General features: G+C 46.7%; 18 protein-coding genes and 1 pseudogene. 9 read left to right on the top strand and 10 right to left on the bottom strand.

Going from position 1 to position 18,384, the window contains the following annotated elements; genetic code table 11:
* On the bottom strand, positions 1-900 hold the full coding sequence (locus ACN0UN_RS06495) for a LysR family transcriptional regulator (protein ID WP_417659277.1): 900 nt from the start codon (positions 898-900) through the stop codon (positions 1-3).
* Between the two features lie 118 nt (positions 901-1,018).
* Between ACN0UN_RS06495 and ACN0UN_RS06490 the strand changes: the two genes are divergently transcribed.
* Positions 1,019-1,948 carry a sodium-dependent bicarbonate transport family permease gene (locus ACN0UN_RS06490; protein WP_417659276.1) on the top strand — a complete coding sequence of 310 codons (930 nt, stop codon included), beginning with the start codon at positions 1,019-1,021 and terminating at the stop codon, positions 1,946-1,948.
* Here ACN0UN_RS06490 and mscL read toward each other — a convergent pair.
* The 3 genes from mscL to ACN0UN_RS06475 form a co-directional block, all read right to left on the bottom strand.
* Positions 1,945-2,409 carry a large-conductance mechanosensitive channel protein MscL gene (mscL, locus tag ACN0UN_RS06485; protein WP_417659275.1) on the bottom strand — a complete coding sequence of 155 codons (465 nt, stop codon included), beginning with the start codon at positions 2,407-2,409 and terminating at the stop codon, positions 1,945-1,947. The two genes, ACN0UN_RS06490 and mscL, sit on opposite strands and share 4 nt — an antisense overlap.
* A gap of 80 nt (positions 2,410-2,489) precedes the next feature.
* The gene (locus ACN0UN_RS06480; RefSeq protein WP_417659274.1) at positions 2,490-3,530 is read right to left on the bottom strand and encodes a glycosyltransferase; all 1,041 of its coding nucleotides are present in this window, start codon (positions 3,528-3,530) and stop codon (positions 2,490-2,492) included.
* Positions 3,531-3,561: 31 nt separating this feature from the next.
* Complete coding sequence (locus tag ACN0UN_RS06475) at positions 3,562-4,833, bottom strand: diguanylate cyclase (RefSeq protein WP_417659273.1); 1,272 nt, start codon at positions 4,831-4,833, stop codon at positions 3,562-3,564.
* 179 nt (positions 4,834-5,012) lie between these two features.
* On the opposite strand from ACN0UN_RS06475, the gene ACN0UN_RS06470 reads away from it, so the two are divergent.
* A complete protein-coding gene (locus tag ACN0UN_RS06470; protein WP_417659272.1) occupies positions 5,013-6,599 on the top strand; it encodes an ABC-F family ATPase in 1,587 nt (528 codons plus the stop codon).
* 25 nt (positions 6,600-6,624) lie between these two features.
* Here the strand turns inward: ACN0UN_RS06470 and ACN0UN_RS06465 are convergent, their stop codons facing one another.
* Positions 6,625-7,704 carry a branched-chain amino acid aminotransferase gene (locus ACN0UN_RS06465; RefSeq protein WP_417659271.1) on the bottom strand — a complete coding sequence of 360 codons (1,080 nt, stop codon included), beginning with the start codon at positions 7,702-7,704 and terminating at the stop codon, positions 6,625-6,627.
* Between the two features lie 70 nt (positions 7,705-7,774).
* Between ACN0UN_RS06465 and ACN0UN_RS06460 the strand changes: the two genes are divergently transcribed.
* Positions 7,775-8,860 carry a DUF2891 domain-containing protein gene (locus ACN0UN_RS06460; RefSeq protein ID WP_417659270.1) on the top strand — a complete coding sequence of 362 codons (1,086 nt, stop codon included), beginning with the start codon at positions 7,775-7,777 and terminating at the stop codon, positions 8,858-8,860.
* A 143-nt stretch (positions 8,861-9,003) separates the two neighbouring features.
* Positions 9,004-10,053 carry an isopenicillin N synthase family dioxygenase gene (locus ACN0UN_RS06455; protein WP_417659269.1) on the top strand — a complete coding sequence of 350 codons (1,050 nt, stop codon included), beginning with the start codon at positions 9,004-9,006 and terminating at the stop codon, positions 10,051-10,053.
* A 20-nt stretch (positions 10,054-10,073) separates the two neighbouring features.
* Here the strand turns inward: ACN0UN_RS06455 and ACN0UN_RS06450 are convergent, their stop codons facing one another.
* Together ACN0UN_RS06450 and ACN0UN_RS06445 are read right to left on the bottom strand one after the other, a co-directional pair.
* Positions 10,074-11,000, bottom strand: a complete 927-nt coding sequence (locus tag ACN0UN_RS06450; RefSeq protein ID WP_417659268.1) for a hypothetical protein — start codon at positions 10,998-11,000, stop codon at positions 10,074-10,076.
* On the bottom strand, positions 11,000-11,350 hold the full coding sequence (locus tag ACN0UN_RS06445; protein WP_417659267.1) for a PadR family transcriptional regulator: 351 nt from the start codon (positions 11,348-11,350) through the stop codon (positions 11,000-11,002). The genes ACN0UN_RS06450 and ACN0UN_RS06445 overlap by 1 nt, the downstream gene beginning before the upstream one ends.
* Positions 11,351-11,543: 193 nt before the next feature.
* On the opposite strand from ACN0UN_RS06445, the gene ACN0UN_RS06440 reads away from it, so the two are divergent.
* Complete coding sequence (locus ACN0UN_RS06440; RefSeq protein WP_417659266.1) at positions 11,544-12,371, top strand: MipA/OmpV family protein; 828 nt, start codon at positions 11,544-11,546, stop codon at positions 12,369-12,371.
* Between the two features lie 69 nt (positions 12,372-12,440).
* On the opposite strand, the gene ACN0UN_RS06435 is transcribed toward ACN0UN_RS06440, so the two are convergent.
* The 3 genes from ACN0UN_RS06435 to ACN0UN_RS06425 form a co-directional block, all read right to left on the bottom strand.
* Positions 12,441-14,264, bottom strand: coding sequence for an SLC13 family permease (locus tag ACN0UN_RS06435; protein ID WP_417659265.1), 1,824 nt, complete (start codon positions 14,262-14,264; stop codon positions 12,441-12,443).
* A gap of 74 nt (positions 14,265-14,338) precedes the next feature.
* Positions 14,339-14,614, bottom strand: coding sequence for a YebG family protein (locus tag ACN0UN_RS06430; protein WP_339879315.1), 276 nt, complete (start codon positions 14,612-14,614; stop codon positions 14,339-14,341).
* A 134-nt stretch (positions 14,615-14,748) separates the two neighbouring features.
* The gene (locus ACN0UN_RS06425; protein ID WP_417659264.1) at positions 14,749-15,549 is read right to left on the bottom strand and encodes an endonuclease/exonuclease/phosphatase family protein; all 801 of its coding nucleotides are present in this window, start codon (positions 15,547-15,549) and stop codon (positions 14,749-14,751) included.
* Positions 15,550-15,852: 303 nt separating this feature from the next.
* Between ACN0UN_RS06425 and ACN0UN_RS06420 the strand changes: the two genes are divergently transcribed.
* The 4 genes and pseudogenes from ACN0UN_RS06420 to ACN0UN_RS06405 all read left to right on the top strand — a co-directional run.
* Positions 15,853-17,070, top strand: a complete 1,218-nt coding sequence (locus tag ACN0UN_RS06420; protein WP_417659263.1) for a diguanylate cyclase domain-containing protein — start codon at positions 15,853-15,855, stop codon at positions 17,068-17,070.
* Between the two features lie 576 nt (positions 17,071-17,646).
* Positions 17,647-17,889 (top strand): AbiEi antitoxin N-terminal domain-containing protein, encoded by a 243-nt coding sequence (locus tag ACN0UN_RS06415; RefSeq protein ID WP_241967844.1) that lies wholly within the window; start codon positions 17,647-17,649, stop codon positions 17,887-17,889.
* Positions 17,828-17,998, top strand: coding sequence for a type IV toxin-antitoxin system AbiEi family antitoxin domain-containing protein (locus ACN0UN_RS06410; protein ID WP_417659262.1), 171 nt, complete (start codon positions 17,828-17,830; stop codon positions 17,996-17,998). The genes ACN0UN_RS06415 and ACN0UN_RS06410 overlap by 62 nt, the downstream gene beginning before the upstream one ends.
* Before the next feature lie 186 nt (positions 17,999-18,184).
* Positions 18,185-18,384 (top strand): annotated as a pseudogene (locus ACN0UN_RS06405) (nucleotidyl transferase AbiEii/AbiGii toxin family protein); the annotation flags it as partial.

The raw sequence follows: 18,384 nt of genomic DNA, 5'->3' as shown, positions 1-18,384 counted from the left end.
TTAACGCGGCGAATTTACGTTTGCGAGTGCAATATCACGAAAGTGCTCAATGACTTGCTGTCGCATGCTGTCACGACGGCTCACAATATACCACTGTCCGGGAAGTGGAAAACCCTTCACATTCAGCGTAGCAACAGGGTCGCTGCCATGCTCAACGATATGCTGCGAAAGAACCGCCAAGCCGCTGCCTGAGGCAACACTTAATCGAATGGCCTCGTTGCTTTCAATTTGCGTACGGTGACTAAGTTGAATGCCTTGACCGGCAAGCCATGTGTCGAAAACCATACGCGTTGCTGAGCCATTTTCTCTGATCAAAAAGCGCTCATTTTGCAAGGCATGAAACTCAAGGTTTGTGCGTTGTGCTGCCCAATGTGTTGGTGGCGCAATCAGCACCAACTGATTTTGCATAAAGGCATAAGCTTCCGCATATTCATCGGTTGGCGGATGACTAAACAAGTAAATATCGTCCTTATTGGAAAAATACCGCTGCAGTGTCGACTCGCGATTACCAATACTTAGTTCTACCTGAATATCCGGAAATTGCTGGGTAAACTGAGCAACCAGCTGCGGAAGTACATATTGTGCGGTATTCACCAGTGCAATATTCAGCTGGCCAGCCATACCGCCTTTTATGGCCGATAATTTTTCACCACAATCTTTTAGTCTGCGAATGGCATCGCCAGCGGCTCGGTAAAGCTCTTGACCAGCGGCGGTCGGTACCATGCGTCGCCCCTGTTGCAGGAGTAACTTACTGTCAAAAACTTCCTCTAAGCGGCGGATTTGAGACGACACTGTGGGTTGCGTCAGGTATAGCCGCCGCGCAGCTCCGGAGATACTTTGCTGTTCCACAACCTGCGTAAATACTTCAAGCAGTCGAAAATTGAGATGACGAATATCCATCGCAGGACCTTACAGTTTATATATAGATAAATATCTATACAAATATGCTGTCTTATTTATTTTTAATAATACACATATTTTTGCATACTGGCGCGCAATTTAAACAACAGGACTTCTTATGCCAGATATTGTCATTGCATTTTTTATCCTTGGTCTTATTGCGGGCGTGGTCAAGTCAGACTTGAAAGTGCCTGGCCAGATCTACGAGATTCTCTCAATATTATTGATGCTGAGTATTGGTATCAAAGGTGGTTTAGCGCTACACAGCGAACAGCAAACCATCATTTGGTTACACCTAGCGGCCATTATGCTGCTTGGCCTCGTGATTCCAATTGTCCTGTTGCCCGTACTGAAGAAATGGGTGCGTCTCGCCCATGTTGATGCGATTAGCATTGCCGCTCACTATGGTTCAGTAAGTGCTGGAACCTTTGCGGTTGCTTGGGCTTTAGCTGAAAGTTTTAAGTTACCAATATCGGCTGACGCAACGCTGTATTTGGTGATACTGGAATTGCCTGCAATTATCTTAATGTTAGCGCTGTATCACTGGAAGCTGGGCGCAGATGGTAAAAGTACAAATATGCTGGCCATATGGCACGAAGCATTTACCAGTCGTGGCGTTATTCTCTTGATGGGCGGGGTAGCCCTTGGTTGGCTGTATGGCCCGAGTGGGCTCAGTGCGATAGCACCATTGGTCGTTGACGGATTCAAGGTTCTGCTTGCGTTATTCCTACTTGAAATGGGATTAACAACTGCGCGAATCTGCCGCCCTCTACCACTGGCACATTGGCGCTTGGTTCTATTTGCAGCACTAGCGCCGTTAGCATTAGTGTGGCCGGGCTTGTTGCTTGGTAGCTATCTGGAATTGCAGTCAGGCAGTGTACTTATTTTGGCTGCGCTCACTGCGAGTGCTTCTTATATTGCCGCGCCGGCGGCCATCCGTGCGGCAATTCCGGATGCCAACATCAGTAAAGCAATGTTGGCATCTCTGGGGGTTACGTTTCCGTTGAACGTGATTGTTTATATTCCGTTTTTGGCCACCCAGCTTTAGTTTTTTATCGGCAGCTCTGAGGTGCAGGCCGGGCAGCGCGTTGCGGCTAACGGAATTGAAGAGCAGCAAAAGTCACAGTTTTTAGTGGTGACGGGCGCGGGCTCTTCTTTCGTACGTAAGCTGTTCATGCCTTTAATGAGCCAAAACACCGCAAAGGCTACGATAATAAAGCTGATTGTGTTGGTAATGAATACACCGTAGTTGATGGTGACAGCCCCTGCAGCTTGCGCATCAGCGAGTGCAACGTAGGGGCCGGCGGTTTCTACACCTTCGCGCAATACTATAAACATGTCAGTGAAGTCGACACCGCCGAGCATTAAGCCAATAGGTGGCATAATAATATCGGCGACAAAGCTTTTCACGATAGTGCTAAAGGCACCCCCGATAATAATGCCCACCGCCATATCGACAACATTGCCTTTCATGGCAAACTTTTTGAATTCATTCAACATAATTGTCATCTCGCATGAAAGCTGCTTACACACTGTAAGCAGACATTGAATAACTTATAGAACAAAACGGTAAGAAAAGGTAATAGGTTTTAGTGTGTGCTATTGCCAAAAACAAGTTTCTTCTGAAAACGATAGCTCAGCAAAAACACAATCACTTCTGCCAGCGGTTTGCCGATGAAGGGGGTAACACCCAGCCATAAAAGCCCCTTGGTAAAGATATAGTTTAAGCCCACTAAAGTGACTGCAAGCAGCGTGTATTTCGTCGCATCACGCGTTAGCGAGCTGCCGCGTCCGAACACCCATTGACGATTTAATGTGAAATTAAAGATACCTGAGACCAAGCGGGCCGCTGCGATAGCGACTAAGATCTCCCCAGTTAAACCATAAATTAGCGCAAATAAACCATAGTCGATGCCAGCCGACGCAATACCGACGCCAGAGAACTTAAGGAAATTTTTATAGATGATTATGGAATCTTGCAGCGGCTTAAAATGGCTACTCGAGTTGCCTTGTTCATACACTGTGGTTATCTCAACGCTACAAAACTGAAGGCCTTGCCGTTTTGCCAAAATCAGCATATCGAGCTCAAACTCGTAGTGGTCACTGGGTGTGTTGATAAGGTCAGTAAGTAACGCACGAGGAATTCCCCGAAGCCCAGTTTGGGTATCCGGTACTTTTATCCGTAACCCAAGCTGAAACGTATAACGAGCAAAGGTATTGCCAAGCCATGATCGAAACGGAATGCCTTTTTCTTTGAAATTGCGGCTGCCGAGCCATAGTGCCTGAGGCTGTTTTTTAAAGGCTTGTAAGACTTTTATAATATCTTCGGGTAAATGCTGGCCATCCGCATCCGCGGTGATCACCCCGGAAGCACTCGGCGCTTGATCAATTACCCAACGAATGGCTGTTTTCAACGCCGCGCCTTTACCACTATTTTTAGCATGGCTAAGTACATGTAAATTTTCTGCCGAAGGTAAGGCATTAAATATTTGAACGGCATTGCTACCATCGTTAACGATTACAATGCTTTGGAATAATTCTCGATGCTTTTGCAAATCCGCGACTAATTGCAGCAGACGCTGATCAGGGTTAAACGCGGGGATAACAATAACAGGAAGGCTTGAGTTCAAATTGTCCTCGTTGAATTATGTGCTAGTGCGTTCACGAACAAGCAACCGCTTGGTTGCGTCCATTTTCTTTGGCTTGGTACAAGGCTTTGTCGACGCGTAGTATCCAAGCATCCAAGTCATCCCCCGGCCTTGCCGCGCAAACACCTAGAGACACGGAAATGGTCGATACGTCATCGCAGAAATTTGTTTTGTGAATTGATTTTCGCAGTGACTCCGCAAACTGCATGGCACCCTCGAGTTCAGTGTTAGGCAAAAGAACTAAAAACTCTTCGCCACCCCATCGAATTAAAACATCCGACTCTCTAAGTCTGGCTTGGGTGAATTGGACTAAATTTTTTAATACCGCATCGCCAGCTAAATGCCCAAAAGAATCGTTTATTTGTTTAAAAAAGTCGATATCGAATATTAATAGTGATGCTGAAACCCCGTAACGTTGCGCGCGTGCAAGTTCAGCCCTTAAAATAGAATCACCAAAGCGGCGATTATAAGCCCCTGTCAGTTGGTCGTGTTCGGCAGCCCGTTTCAGGTCCTGCTCAATTTTCAACTGTTCAGAAATGTCACGAAAGATAAAAACACCACCAAAGTGCATATTGGTATTGGTCATTAAAGGCGTCACGGATACTTCAACTGGAAAGCAGGTATCTGCCTTGGTCCAGAAGGAGTCACGCCAGTTTCTCAGCGGTTGGCGTGTTTTGATGGCCTTGTGAACTTGACAGTCACCCAAAGCGAAGGGGTCACCGTTTGGGTGGCTGTGGTGAAATAATGCATGACTGGGCTTGCCAATAATCTCTTGCTCATCATCATAACCAAGTGCTTTTAGCGCTACAGGGTTTACGAAGGTGCACATACCGTTTAAATCAATACCGACAACGCCTTCTGGAAGGCTATCCAAAATCTGCTCATTGAACTTCTCAAGTTCACTTTCGTGGGTAATGTCACGCTGAATGGAAACAAAATGAGTTATTTTGCCCGCGGCGTTATGAACAGGACTGATACTCCAGCGCACAATATAAGCTGAACCGTCTTTTCGGTAGTTTACGGTGGAACCCTCGAAGCGCTCGCCGTCGATAAGATTCTGGCGTAAACGGTTGAGCACATCTCTGTCGGTAAGAGGGCCTTGTAAAATACGGGGTGACTGACCAACAAGTTCTTGTAAACTGTACCCCGTTTTACGACAAAACGCCGCATTTGCATACAGAATACGTGGCCCCGGGCTTTCTAGAGCGGCATCAGTGATCAGGACAGAGTCATAGGCCTGTTCAACTGCGTACTCAAAAACCTTGTTATCGATTGGATCGGCCATGGGTGTAGTATCCTTTAAAACGCATGACGTTAAGACTATGTGGCAAAAGGGAAAAACACAAGGAAATCAAGGCGAGTGCGAAGCATTAGCTTCGACTCGACATAACACCGTAAACTTCCTTTGTAATTTGCCGCTAAAACACGTAGATTACGCGCCTATTTTTTGTTCGGGTGTACAACGTGATTTCTGCTGCAAATATCACCATGCAATTTGGTGCAAAACCTCTTTTTGAAAATATCTCTGTTAAGTTTGGCGAAGGCAATCGATACGGTTTGATTGGCGCAAATGGCTGCGGCAAATCTACGTTTATGCGCATTCTTAGTGGTGAACTTGAGCCATCAGCCGGCAACGTTTCGGTTGAGCCAAATATGCGCGTCGGTAAATTACGCCAAGATCAGTTCGCCTATGAGCAGTACAGTGTAATTGACACTGTAATCATGGGCCATGAAGAGCTGTGGAAGGTTAAAGCAGAGCGTGATCGCATTTATGGCATGGCCGACATGAGTGAAGACGATGGCATGCGCGTTGCAGACCTTGAGGTCGCGTTTGCGGAAATGGACGGTTACACGTCGGAGTCGCGTGCAGGTGAACTATTGCTTGGCGTTGGCATACCGCTGGAAGCGCACTTTGGATTGATGAGTGATATTGCACCAGGTCTTAAATTACGAGTGTTGCTGGCGCAGGTGCTGTTTTCTGAACCGGACATCATGTTGCTTGACGAACCAACCAACAACTTGGATATCAATACCATTCGTTGGCTCGAAAATGTGCTGAATGAGCGTCAAGCCACCATGATCATTATTTCGCACGACCGCCACTTCTTAAATAGTGTGTGTACGCATATGGCGGATATTGATTATGGCGAATTGCGCGTTTACCCAGGCAATTATGATCAATATATGTTTGCAGCCACGCAAGCACGCGAACAGTTATTGAATGAAAATACTAAAAAGAAAGAGAAGATTGCCGAGCTGCAACAGTTTGTGAGCCGCTTCTCTGCGAATGCTTCAAAAGCAAAACAAGCAACTTCACGCGCCAAGCAAATTGAAAAAATTCAGCTTGCTGAGGTGAAGGCTTCAAGTCGCGTCAGTCCATTCATTCGATTTGAGCAAGAGAAAAAGCTCTATCGGCTGGCGCTAGAAATAGAAGGCTTGAATAAGTCTTTTGATGATTTGAAGGTGCTAAAAAACCTGAGCACAATGATTGAAGTTGGCGAGAAAGTCGCAATTTTAGGCGCCAACGGTATTGGCAAAACCACCTTGCTGAAATGCTTAGTCGGCCAGCACACACCAGAAAGCGGACTTATCAAATGGTCTGAAAACGTCAGTATTGGTTACTATGCACAAGACCACGCAGATTGGTTTAAAGATAAAATCAGTGTATTTGATTGGATGAGTCAATGGAAACAACCGCATCATGACGAGCAGGCTATACGCGGTGTGCTTGGGCGTATGCTGTTTTCGCAAGACGACATTAAAAAGCCTGTCACGATTCTTTCAGGTGGTGAAAAAGGCCGCATGATATTTGGCAAATTAATCATGCAACGGCCAAACATCTTGATTATGGATGAACCAACCAACCACTTGGATATGGAGTCCATTGAAGCCTTAAACTTGGCGCTTGAACACTACGAAGGCACCTTGTTGTTTGTGAGCCATGACCGCGAATTTGTATCATCGCTGGCGTCGCGCATTATTGAGCTGACTGATCAGGGCATGCGTGACTTCTCTGGCACTTATGATGATTACCTGCGGCAGCAACTCTAACGAGTTACTGTAGCAAGCTTGGTACTTAAACGCGGGTCAACCAGCCGTAAGGGTCGGGCGCTTTCCCCCATTGCAGCGCGTTTAACGCGCTGCGAAGCTTATCAATTGTGGGCGTTTTCGCACCACCACTGCCCACGGTATAGTCTTTGCCGTTGTGGATTAAGGTGCCAACCGGCGTCATCACCGCTGCGGTACCTGACAATGATGCTTCGGTATGTGGCTTGCTTGCGCGCTGCAGTAGCTCATCCACGCTAAGTTTTCGCTCACTTACTTGCATGCCCATATCGCGCGCGAGTGTTAGTAACGAGTCACGCGTAATGCCGTGTAAAAAGCTGGTGTCGAGGTCTTTGGTAATAATTTCATTGCCATCGATTAAGAGGAAGTTCGCGGCCCCCGTTTCTTGCACATCACCATTTGGACAAAACAAAACTTGATCGGCATTTACCGCCTGCTTCGCTTGAAGAATGGGTTGCAAGGCGCTGGCGTAATTGCCCCCACTTTTAACCATGCCCATATGCGGCGCGCAGCGCATGCCATCTTGTTCCAATAGCAGACGCAGTGGTTTTGCACCGCCACTAAAGTAGTCACCGACAGGTGAAAGAAGTACATAGAGCATTGATGTCGCGCTTGGCGCCGCCGCTTTGCCAATCGTTGGCTCAGTACCAATATGGGTAGGCCGAATGTACATAGAACCCGGAGGTTCAGGCACTTCAGTCGCAAAACGTTTAACGATGCCAACAATCATTTCTTCAATTAATTCGGAAGAAAACGAAGGCAACGTAAGTAAGTGGGTGCTTTGAGCTAACCGTTTGATATTCGCGTCCATTCGGAAAATATTAATCGACCCGTCTTCATGCCGAAACGCTTTCAGCCCCTCAAAACAGGTGCTGGCATAATGCAGTACATGGGCGCCCGGGTGCAGGCTAATTTTATCTGCCGCCACGTTTTGCGCTGCGCTCCAGTGCTCACCATTGAAGGTGCTCAGCGCCATTTCAGGCATAAATACACTACCAAAAGCAGCCATAACTTCACTCAGTTGTTTTTTTGTTGGTTGTATATTGAGTTTACTGGGCAGGCAGCCGAACCGCAAAATTAATGTCAACATTGCCCGGTCATTTGTTTTAAGCTGTAGCGCATATCCTCAGAATTAACTCAACTTTCAGAAAGGAAATAAGATGAACAAAAGCTATCTTATCAGCAGTGCATTATTTATAGCATTGGGGTTTTCTGGCCAAGCGTTCGCCAGCAATGACTCGGAGAACAAGTTAACGCTGAGTGAAGCAGATAAGTTAGTGGCGCTACCCCTACATTGTGTTGAAACGCCTTACCCTTATAAAACCGGCATTGTGCTTGGCAGTGCTGAAGATTTGCAAGAACCTTCGCAGCATCATCCGATATTTTATGGATGCTTTGACTGGCACAGTGCAGCACATGGTTACTGGTCGTTGGTAACGTTGTTGCGACAATTTCCTGATATGGAGAACGCCGAACAGGCGCGGGAAGTCTTAAAACGCAATATCACGCAAGAAAACGGGTTGCGCGAGGCAGCATTCTTTAGCAAGGAGATTAATAAAACGTTCGAGCGTACTTATGGCTGGGCGTGGCTGTTAAAGCTCGCGGACGAGTTGAATGCATGGGAAGATCCGTTCGGACAAGAATTGGCTGCTAATTTACAGCCATTGACGGATGTCATTATTGATCGTTATCTCAAATTTTTGCCGCAATTACTCTACCCAGTGCGCGTGGGTGAGCACACCAATACAGCGTTTGGCTTAAGCTTCGCCTATGACTACGCAGTCAATCATGAGCTGAGCGAACTGCAGACACTGATTGAACAGCGCGCCAAAACGTATTTTATTGCTGATAAAAACTGCCCAATCAGCTGGGAGCCGAGTGGTTATGATTTCATTTCACCGTGTCTTGAAGAAATGGGCTTGATGCAACGGGTGTTGCCAAAGCAAGAGTTCTTGACGTGGTTAAACGCATTTATGCCGCAATTGGCTGATAAAAACTACAGCTTAGAAGTGGGTAAAGTAAGTGACCGCAGCGACGGTAAACTGGTGCACTTGGACGGTTTAAATTTTAGCCGTGCCTGGAACCTTTATGCCTTAGCAAACGAATTCCCGCAATATGCTCATTTGAGCGCTGTGGCAGATGCGCATATGGCGTATTCGTACCCGAACTTGATAGGTGACAGCTACGAAGGTGGGCATTGGTTGGGAAGTTTCGCAATTCAGGCCTTGAATAAAGCGCAGGACTAACCTGCGCACGCGAGAAAATGCCAGCCCCAGAATATTAAAAGCCTCCAGCTATAGCGAAACAATCTAACATAGACGGATTCGTTCGTTCATAAATTATAGCGAGTGTCATATATTGAGCGCCACTACGCTACTAGGAGGCGCTTATGAACGCTGCGACATTACCGATTATTTCTATGGCATCGCTCGATTCTGTCGATGGCTTGAATAAATTGCGCCACGCTGCCAGCGAAGTCGGCTTTTTCTACCTTGTTGATCACGGCATAACGAATCAAGCTCAGCACGAATACCTTGAATTGAGTCGCGCGTTCTTTCAACTCTCGGCGGAAGAAAAACAAAGGGTTGATATGATTCAGTCGCCCCATTTTCGTGGCTATAACGCCATGGGCAACGAAATGACCGCAGGTCGACTTGATGCCCGTGAGCAATTTGATTGGATGAATGAAGAACAGGCACTGCCTGAGCAACAGTTGCAGTACCCTTGGCAAAAGCTCATTGGACCGAACTTGTGGCCGAGTGCCATGCCAAAACTCAAGCCTAAATTAACGACACTGCAACATAAGTTAAGTGGCATAACAGTTAATTTACTGCAGAAACTCTGCGAGTCGTTAGGCGTAGACCGCAATGCACTGGATCATACTATTGGTGGACAACCCTATACACACGCCAAGCTGATTCGTTATCCCGCGCAGGAGTCACGCCAGCAAGGTGTGGGCGCGCATAAAGACCCCGGATACCTCACGCTGGTTATGCAAGACTCACAAAGTGGTCTTAAAGTGGAGCGTGATCATGAATGGATTGACGTGGCACCCATTCCTGGTGCGCTGGTTGTTAATATAGGTGAACTCTTAGAGCTCGCTTCCAATGGGTTATTGAAAGCGACAAATCATAAAGTTGAGAGCCCCATAGACGGCGTTGAACGGTATTCGATAGCGTTTTTCATGGCTGCGCAACTGTCAGCTACAGTGCCGGTACTGGCTTTGCCACCTGAACTTAAAGCAAAAGCTTCAGGGCCAACAACCGATCCAAATAATCCATTACTGACCGACGTTGGCAATAACGTTCTAAAAGGACGCTTGCGCTCACACACGCATGTAACCCGTAAGCATTACTGCGATGAGTCAGTGCGACACCTGATGGCAAAAAGCTTCGCTTACGCGGCAACAACCGAAATTTGTGGCGATTGCCGCGCTTAGTTTGCGCACTCAGATGACTCTCACAAGCGCCGGATTCGGCGCGCATCGCGAATAACTTCGTAAGAAGAAATAACCGCAACCGCAATCAAAATTGTATTAATGCCATACTGGGCAACGTTTATTCCCCAATCGCCGAGAGTTGGCAAAGACTCGACTTGTAGCACTTTAGTTTGCATCAAAATAAGTGAAACAACTAAAAATGCCGCATTCACACCTATATTCAGCCATAACATGCTGGCGCTCCACAACCGCACACGAAGTTGCCACAGGCTGTGTACTACCGCCACAACAATCACCGGCGTGAACCACCGTAAAATTTCCAGTGCGTCGGCAGAGAATAAGGAATTACTGTCGCTTCGCCACAGTGGATACCATATGAGTAAAATCAAAAAAAGCAGGGTGGCTAAGTCAGTGAAAATGTTGTCTAAGCCGATATGTTGCCAGCTTTTGCTGGCAGTCGGCAGTTTCTCTGGACTCCAGCGGCACGTGCGAGGTTTATTTCCGTTGGTTTGACTGCGAGACATGACAGCAAACGAAATAGTGATGGCACTAAACGCGAAAAAGGCACTATTGATAAAGTCGCTCGCAATAGCCAGAACAAAGCGAATTATGCCCATGCTATTCCCACCTAACCAGTTGCTGGTTACTTCTATGACGGAGATAACAAAGAGCACACCAAGCACCATATATAAGGTACTTGCGTAGAGTCGCATTAATGAAGTAGCAATGAGTGGCTTGGGTGGGTAATACGTTATAGCAACGTCTCGCGGGTGCCCCATAGAAAGGAGCAAACTGGACACATCACTATCATTGAACTGACCTTGTTGCGCTTCGAGGGCCTCTATTTGATCAAGGATATTGGCCTTTAATTCGCGGCCTATATCATCGCGTTTATCTTCAGGAAGCTCGCGCTGTACTGCTGCTATATAGCGTTCTACCATATCCATTAGTTTTGCTCCTTATCGTTGTTACCGGTTAGCAAGGGGGTAACAGCACCATTTAATGTCTGCCACTCTTGAATGAGTTGCTCAAGTAATTCAGCACCAAGTTCCGATAATTGATAGTAGCGGCGTTCGCGGCCGTCACCTTGTTGCCATTCACTATCAAGTAAGCCTTGATCAGCCAGTCGGCGAATAAGCGGGTAAAGCGTGCCTTCGTCAATGTCGACACCTGCTTCGTGCAGTTGTTTGCGCAAGGAGTAGCCGTAGTGCGGTGTCTTTAACGATGCGAGTACCGCCAAAACTAACACGCCACGCCTCAGTTCAAGCTTCAGTTTATCCAGTTGTGCTGTTGTCATGTGGAATCCTAATAAGTACTGTGTACTACATACTGTATATAACACAGTAAAGTATACTAGGTGACGCATAGTAAAAATGCAAGTACGTTTAAAAATATAAAATGGGTGCATGTGATCTACTCAAATAATCCTTAAGTAATATGCTTATGCTTTAAGAAGTCTTTCTATACCAACACATGTTGGAGGAGTTCACATGAAAAAGGTTACAGGTCTATTGTTGGCATTGTGCACAAGCGCCCTTTGCTTTCAGACAGCATCAGCACAGGAAGAAAATGCAGCTTTGGTGCCTTTGCCGTCGCTTGATGATTTTACCAAGGGTCAAGATGGCTGGGCCGTTGGATTAGGCTTGGGTGTTGAATACGAGTCTGCCTATGAAGGTTCGGATGAGTTCGGCTTAGAAGCCCAACCTGCTGGCGCAGTGCAGTGGCGTAGAGGGGATGACATCTTTTTCTTTGCCGGTGAGGCGTTGGGGTGGCGCGGACTTCGTTCTGACACCTGGCTATTAGAAGCCATCGTGGGCTTCGAAGAAGGGCGTGAAGAAAGCGATTCCGATGACGGTCGGTTGGACGGACTCGGCGCCACAGATGAAGGGGTTGAGTTCGCCTTCCAAGCGCGTCGGGCTTTCGATGCTGACTGGCGTTATTGGTTGGATGGCCGCGTTGTAGCCGGTGAAAACGGAAATCTTGGTATTTTTGGCGTGGGTCGTCGCTTCGGCGAGCAGATCGACGGGTCTGGTTCTGAGCTTTCTGTCGTTGCGGTTTTTCACGACAGCGATCTTGCCAATACTGACTTTGGCATCGACGCAGCACAAGCAACTGCATCGGGTCTGGATGAAACCAACCTAGACGGAGGTTTCCGTTCAATTGGTGTGCATTACAATTACCGTAATTATATCAATGATAATTGGCAGGTTTTCGTCGAGGCGCTCTATGAGCGATACAGTAACGATATTTCGGACAGCCCAATAGCTCGCAATAATTATGAAGCCGAAGTCGGCGTTGGGTTCATTTACATATTCTAGACAGCGATGAGCCCCGTATGCCAGTGGCGCGGGGCTGATTGCGGTTTGGTCGGTTGAAACTACGTTTAATTAAAGCGGCCACACGATAAGAAGCAGAGGCATCGAAACGGCAACCACGAGCACTTGGATGGGTAGGCCCAACTTCCAGTAGTCGCCGAATCGGAATCCACCAGGCCCTAATATCAGCGTATTGTTCTGATGCCCAATTGGCGTTAAAAACGCACACGAAGCGCCGATGGCAACGGCCATCAGAAATGAATCCGGGTTTACGTTGAGTACGGATGAAATACTGATTGCTATGGGGCACATCACCGCTGCGGTGGCGGCATTGTTCATTAAATCGGACAAGAACATCGTCACCAACAAAATAGCAAGCAATCCAATGATGGCGTTGCCCTGGGCAACGCTATCGACCAGGAATGTGGCTATAAGCGCAGCGGTTCCCGTTGATTCCATGGCCCCGGCAACAGGTATCAATGCGCCCAAGAGAACAATGACCGGCCAATCGACCGCTTCGTACACTTTGCGTAGCGACACCGTTCCCAATGCCATCGAGGCGAGTACACCAAGAGCAAACGACACCGCGGCTGGAAGCCACCCAAGCGCGGCGACAGCGATAGCGCCCAACATGATTGAACTAGCTTGCCAAATCTTGGCTTTGCTTGGAATGCGAAGCTCGCGTTGTGCCAACGGTACGCAGCCGTTGTCTGCGGCGAACTCCGCAATAGCCTCAGGTGGGCCTTGCATCAGCAGCAAATCACCAGATTGAAAGTTGATGGCACGCAGCCGCTTCATTGAACGCTTACCCTCGCGTGAAAATGCGAGCAAATTAATGCCATATCGCGTGCGCAGTAGGATGTCTTTCGCAGAGTGGCCTACGAGTCGAGAGCTCGGTTGAACGACTAACTCTAAAAGAACAATTTCGCTTTGTTTGCTCTCTTCGCTGTCGTCGTCTTCGTCGGTTTTTGTTTCATCGTTCGAGTCAGTTTCTTCTTCTTGGTCTTCGACTGACTCTTCCAGCTTAAGCCCCAGTATGGATAATACATCCTTGAGCGCATCGGCTTCTGCTTCCAGCATTAATATGTCGCCAGCATGAACGCGACGCCCTGGGTTTGCGGCAATGATTTTCACTTCGTGCTGCACAATCCCAATTATCTGTGCATCGACATCTTTCAATTCAGCCTCAATCTCATGCAACGATAAGCCGTCAGACTTGCTCCCTTCGTCAACTCGAACCTCGGTGATGTACGCACCTGACTCAAAGCCTTCGACTCCCGCTTGCTTGCGTGCAGGTACCAATCGCCAGCCAATGACAGCGGTAAAAATCACGCCCGCTGCGGCAACGGCAACGCCAATAGGCGTGAAGTCAAACATACCGAAACTACCTAGGCCTGCTTCGGCTCGAAAGCCTGACACAATGATATTAGGTGGTGTTCCCACCAGCGTTGTCATACCACCTAAAATGGTACCGAAAGCGAGGGGCATCAATACTTGGCCTGGGGTGAGCTCAAGTCGTTTCGAAACATGCACAGCAACTGGCATTAACAACGCCATAGCGCCAACATTATTCATAAAGCCCGAGAGCAGGGCACCTAAGCCAATCAACGCACTGATGCTTAGGGTCGTACCTGCATTAGCGGGCAAAGCGACTCGTGTTAAAGCGTCAACCGCGCCTGAGTTTTGTAGGCCTTGACTCAATATGAGTACACAGGCTACGGTTATGACAGCTGGGTGGCCAAAGCCGCTGAATGCAGCAGAACCATCAACAAGCCCCGCAATAACGCAGGCTAAAAGTGCCGCCAACGCAACCATGTCGTGCCGCCAGCGACCTATCAAGAACATCACCACGGTTGCCACAAGAATTGCGAGAATAAGCCACTGATCTAGAGTCATAAGTCGGTAACCGCCTTGATTTCAAGTTGCCACCACACTGAGAGGAAGCCCTGCGTTTTAATAACAGCTTAATATCATTTAGCCGGCACGTCCGCAGGTTTCGAGGTTTTTTTCTTCGCCGGTTTTTTTGCGCCTAAGGCAATTAATACATGTTCGCGTTCGCGCGCTAGAAAAACGGCAAGGTCTTCAAGCATTTTTTCATCGGTGATTGTTTCGCTACGCTCGAGCAGGGGAAGCAGCCCATCGACCATGTCCAACATCTTGTCGTGGGCATCGGCCTCAGCTTTCGTGGTAAATGTCATCTTTTCCTCTCCGTCTCGCACAACAACGTATTGAGTTACTACCGCCATAGTTCATCCTTATGGATAGTTAAAAAACACTGTATATTTATACAGTTACAGGTGAGCTGTTGCAACCTTTTATTTGTAAAGGACACAAGTTGGTCGTACTAGCTGAGCACCTGTAAGCCAAGCTGAATGCGTCGCTATAACTTAAATCGTGCATAAAGAGGATTATGGTCAGAAACTTTATTTGTATCGATCGCTGAGGTTCCTTGCAGTGACAGGTCGCGGTAGAAGATGAAGTCGAGAGGGTGCTGCCGGTAGGTTTTAATATGATGAGGGTCGACCATAATAGCTTGTCGTAGACCCACGCTGCGACAAAATTGCAGCAATCGCAACCGGCGTTGACGGCTCCACACGTTAAAATCACCAGCCACAATAAGCGGTCCTTGGTGCCCTAATATCTCTTCTTTGATGAACTCTATTTCTTGAGAAAATTGGTTCACACGAACGAAGTTCATCGCATGAACATTGACAACTAATAATGAGCCACCTTCTGCTAACGCGTGATACGAGAGCATGTAACTTTTGTGTGTTGCGAACATGCCTTCGCGCTTTCTGCTCAGTCGAGTTTGAGCTTCTGTAAAAGCATACTGGCTTGCGGTGAGTACACCATAAACAGAGCGACGTGTTTGCATATTTGGAGCAATAGCATAAGACCATTGCGGTAGTAGCCAGTTATTTTTCGGTGTCAGCTTTGCCTCTTGAAGCAACAAAAATAGACAGGGGTAGCTTGCTAAAATGCCAGCCAAAACACGTTGAAAATCTGATGTTTCGGTAAGTTTCTGAGTATTCCAACACAACACACCAAATTCTTCGCCATGATGAATTGGTTGCTCGTGTATGAACTGCTGAGGAATCACGATTTTTGGTTTAAGCACAGCTCCGACTCCGGTAAAGGTCAGCGACGACATAACGCCGTGCTGAATAAGCAAAGCGATCATGTCATGTGGTTTTTCATCGTAAAATTCCTTAGTTTTAGTTTAAAAGAAATTCTACGAGTGAGCTGTATTATTTTTCGGGGTAGTTACACCTGAGTTTTACATATTGCAGGGTTATGAGTTTTAAGGTAAACCTATAAAATAATCGAATAAAAAGCGACACAGGACTTATTTTTGAACTTACGCAAGCGCACTATCGCTGGAATACTGTCATTATTTGGGCTCGGACTCCTTATTGTTATATACCTTACGAGTTCCGTTGTTACGCTCCTTGACGATAGATTAAAAAGTGAAAGAGTAGAGGAGTTGAATAGTCAATTTCTGCTTGCTAAGTCTAATTTAGAATCAAGTTTGTTTCGTGATGTGTTTTTGGTCGATAGCCTTGCTACAGTTTTTAACATTGACCCTAAGAGTGCGGCAGAAAACTTCGACGAAATCGGTAACAGATTACTGCAAAAATCAAAGCATGTTCGCAGCATAGGCATGGGGCCAAACGATGTGCTGGTTCATGTTATTCCTTTTGAAGGCAACGAGAAGGCCATAGGCCTCGACTTCCGAACAGTTCCCGAACAATACAAAACTGTAATTGCCGCTCGAGAAAGGGGGGATATATATCTTGCAGGGCCCGTCGATCTTGTGCAAGGTGGGCGAGGACTTATTGCTCGAATCCCGGTCTTTAACGATTATCCGGTTAATTTAGACTACTGGGGCACGGTTAGCGTTGTTATTGATTATGAGCAACTGATTAATGACGCAGGATTGTTCAGAATTGAGAACACCAAAATTGCTATACGTGGCATCAATGGTACTGGTAAATCCGGTCAAACTTTTGAAGGGGACGAAGCATTATTTAATGTGGCCGATTACAGCGGGAAACTTTTAATCCCGAATGGCGAGTGGTGGATTGCGGTTGAATTTTTTCCGATACTTGAGAAGAATCAAACCCTATTTCTTGCATTGGTACGTTGGGGGAGCCTACTTGTCTATGTACTGCTATTTGGCCTAGTCACGTTACTGTGGGCATATTATCTCGCTGAACGACAACGAGCAAATGCTGATTCGTTGACCCATCTTGTCAACCGTAGGTTTACTGTAGACTATCTAAACCGAAGATTTGCAGATAAAAATCCAAAAGACGACTTTTTTGTCGTTGCAATCGATCTCAATTATTTTAAAGAGATCAATGATAATCTAGGTCATTATGCTGGCGATGAGGTCCTTCGGTGTGTGGCGCAACGTATGCAAGCGGCTGTTCGCAGCACTGATTTAGTAGCTCGCATGGGAGGTGACGAATTCCTAGTAGTTTTAAACCGCATAAGAGACTCCAAAATAGCCGATATACTCGTAGCTAAAATTCGTCAAACTGTAGAAGGTAGCGAACTTGTGGTCGATGGCGTACCTATCCATCTATCTATCAGTATAGGTGTAGCCTGCAGCACAGAAGAGGTAAATTCAGTAGACAGCCTGTTAAAGCTTGCTGATATGCGAATGTATGAAAACAAGGCCGCAAATAAAACATTGTAATCCGCCAGAAAAGTGGAAGGCTAGACGTCAAGATTAGAGTGTCTTGCTGGAATACGAAATGAAATGGTCCCAAAGTGGTCCCATAAAGCGTTTAGTTAGCGGACACTATTGCGTTTAAGGCCCTGATATATGGCGCACCCGACAGGAGTCGAACCTGTGACCTCTGCCTCCGGAGGGCAGTCACGGGTTCGGTGGTAAATCGTTAAAGCTAGGCGTAGCAAGGGATTAAACGGTGTTTTGACTTTCTGTGTTGCGTCGAAATCGACACTTTTGAGACCGTTTAATGACAAAATTGGTCACAGGATACCGACTCTGAAATTTCAATTTTTGACCTTTGCCTCGCGACAAAAAATTCTGAACCTTCCGAAAAACCTGAGTTTTTAGGTGGAAAAAATTCCACCTTTTTGGCTTGGTTTTAGGCCAGAAGGAACAGGAAATATTTAGTCGGGTGACAATTTATCTAAATCCTCGATAGGCTTTGGGGTTTGAAATTTAATAAAAATTAGCACCATTAGTACTGACATAATTGAAAATATAAACCAACCTGTAGTTTGAAATGATTAACAGGTTGGTACCATGAGTGCGGATATATCATCAAAATTAAACCGGCTGCTGAGCTCCCAACCATTGGGCGTCGTGCTCTGTTCATCTTGGCTTGTTGAAAATGGCTACAGCCTCGACTTGCAGCAACGCTATAAAAAAAGCCAGTGGTTTGAGAGCATCGGGGCGGGTGCATTAATACGCTATGGCGACAAAAGTGAAACGCTTATTTCTTTATCTGGCCGAGAAAGCAAATCACGACTGGGTGCAATATCTTGATTTAAGCAGTGTAAACCTAGGCTCGGGTAAGCGTGCGATAGTAGCCAACGGTGTTTACATCCCGAAATACCAAATCACTGTACCAAAGGAACTGGAGTCAATGGAATGAACGAAGCTTATAAAAGACAGGTAAAGCTGCTACTCGATGTGTTGCCGGAAATTGCGAAAGAGGTTTACTGATGAAATCAAACGGGGCTTGTTATTCGCGCTGATTAGTAGCAATCGACCAACACATGAAATGCTTGCCCTCAACTTACTTGACCAAAGGGCAGCTTTTGAGAACCGGTTTGAAGGCATGAGTAATGTTGTATTTAATTATACTGATTTTGAAGCAACACGAAACAAGCTGATAAAGACGATACGTCGGAGTTTGAACGAGGCGGATAAGCAATTTCTGCTTAGTTTTAACGGCTTAGAACCGGACTGGTCTGTTTATGATTATCATCAATTTCCATCGGTAAAATGGAAGTTGATGAATTTGGCGAAGTTTACAAG

It is taken from the genome of Pseudidiomarina sp., assembly GCF_048267825.1.
Taxonomy (GTDB): domain Bacteria; phylum Pseudomonadota; class Gammaproteobacteria; order Enterobacterales; family Alteromonadaceae; genus Pseudidiomarina.
The sequence above is the reverse complement of the archived record's forward strand: the minus strand, read 5'-3'. Positions and strand labels throughout refer to the sequence as shown.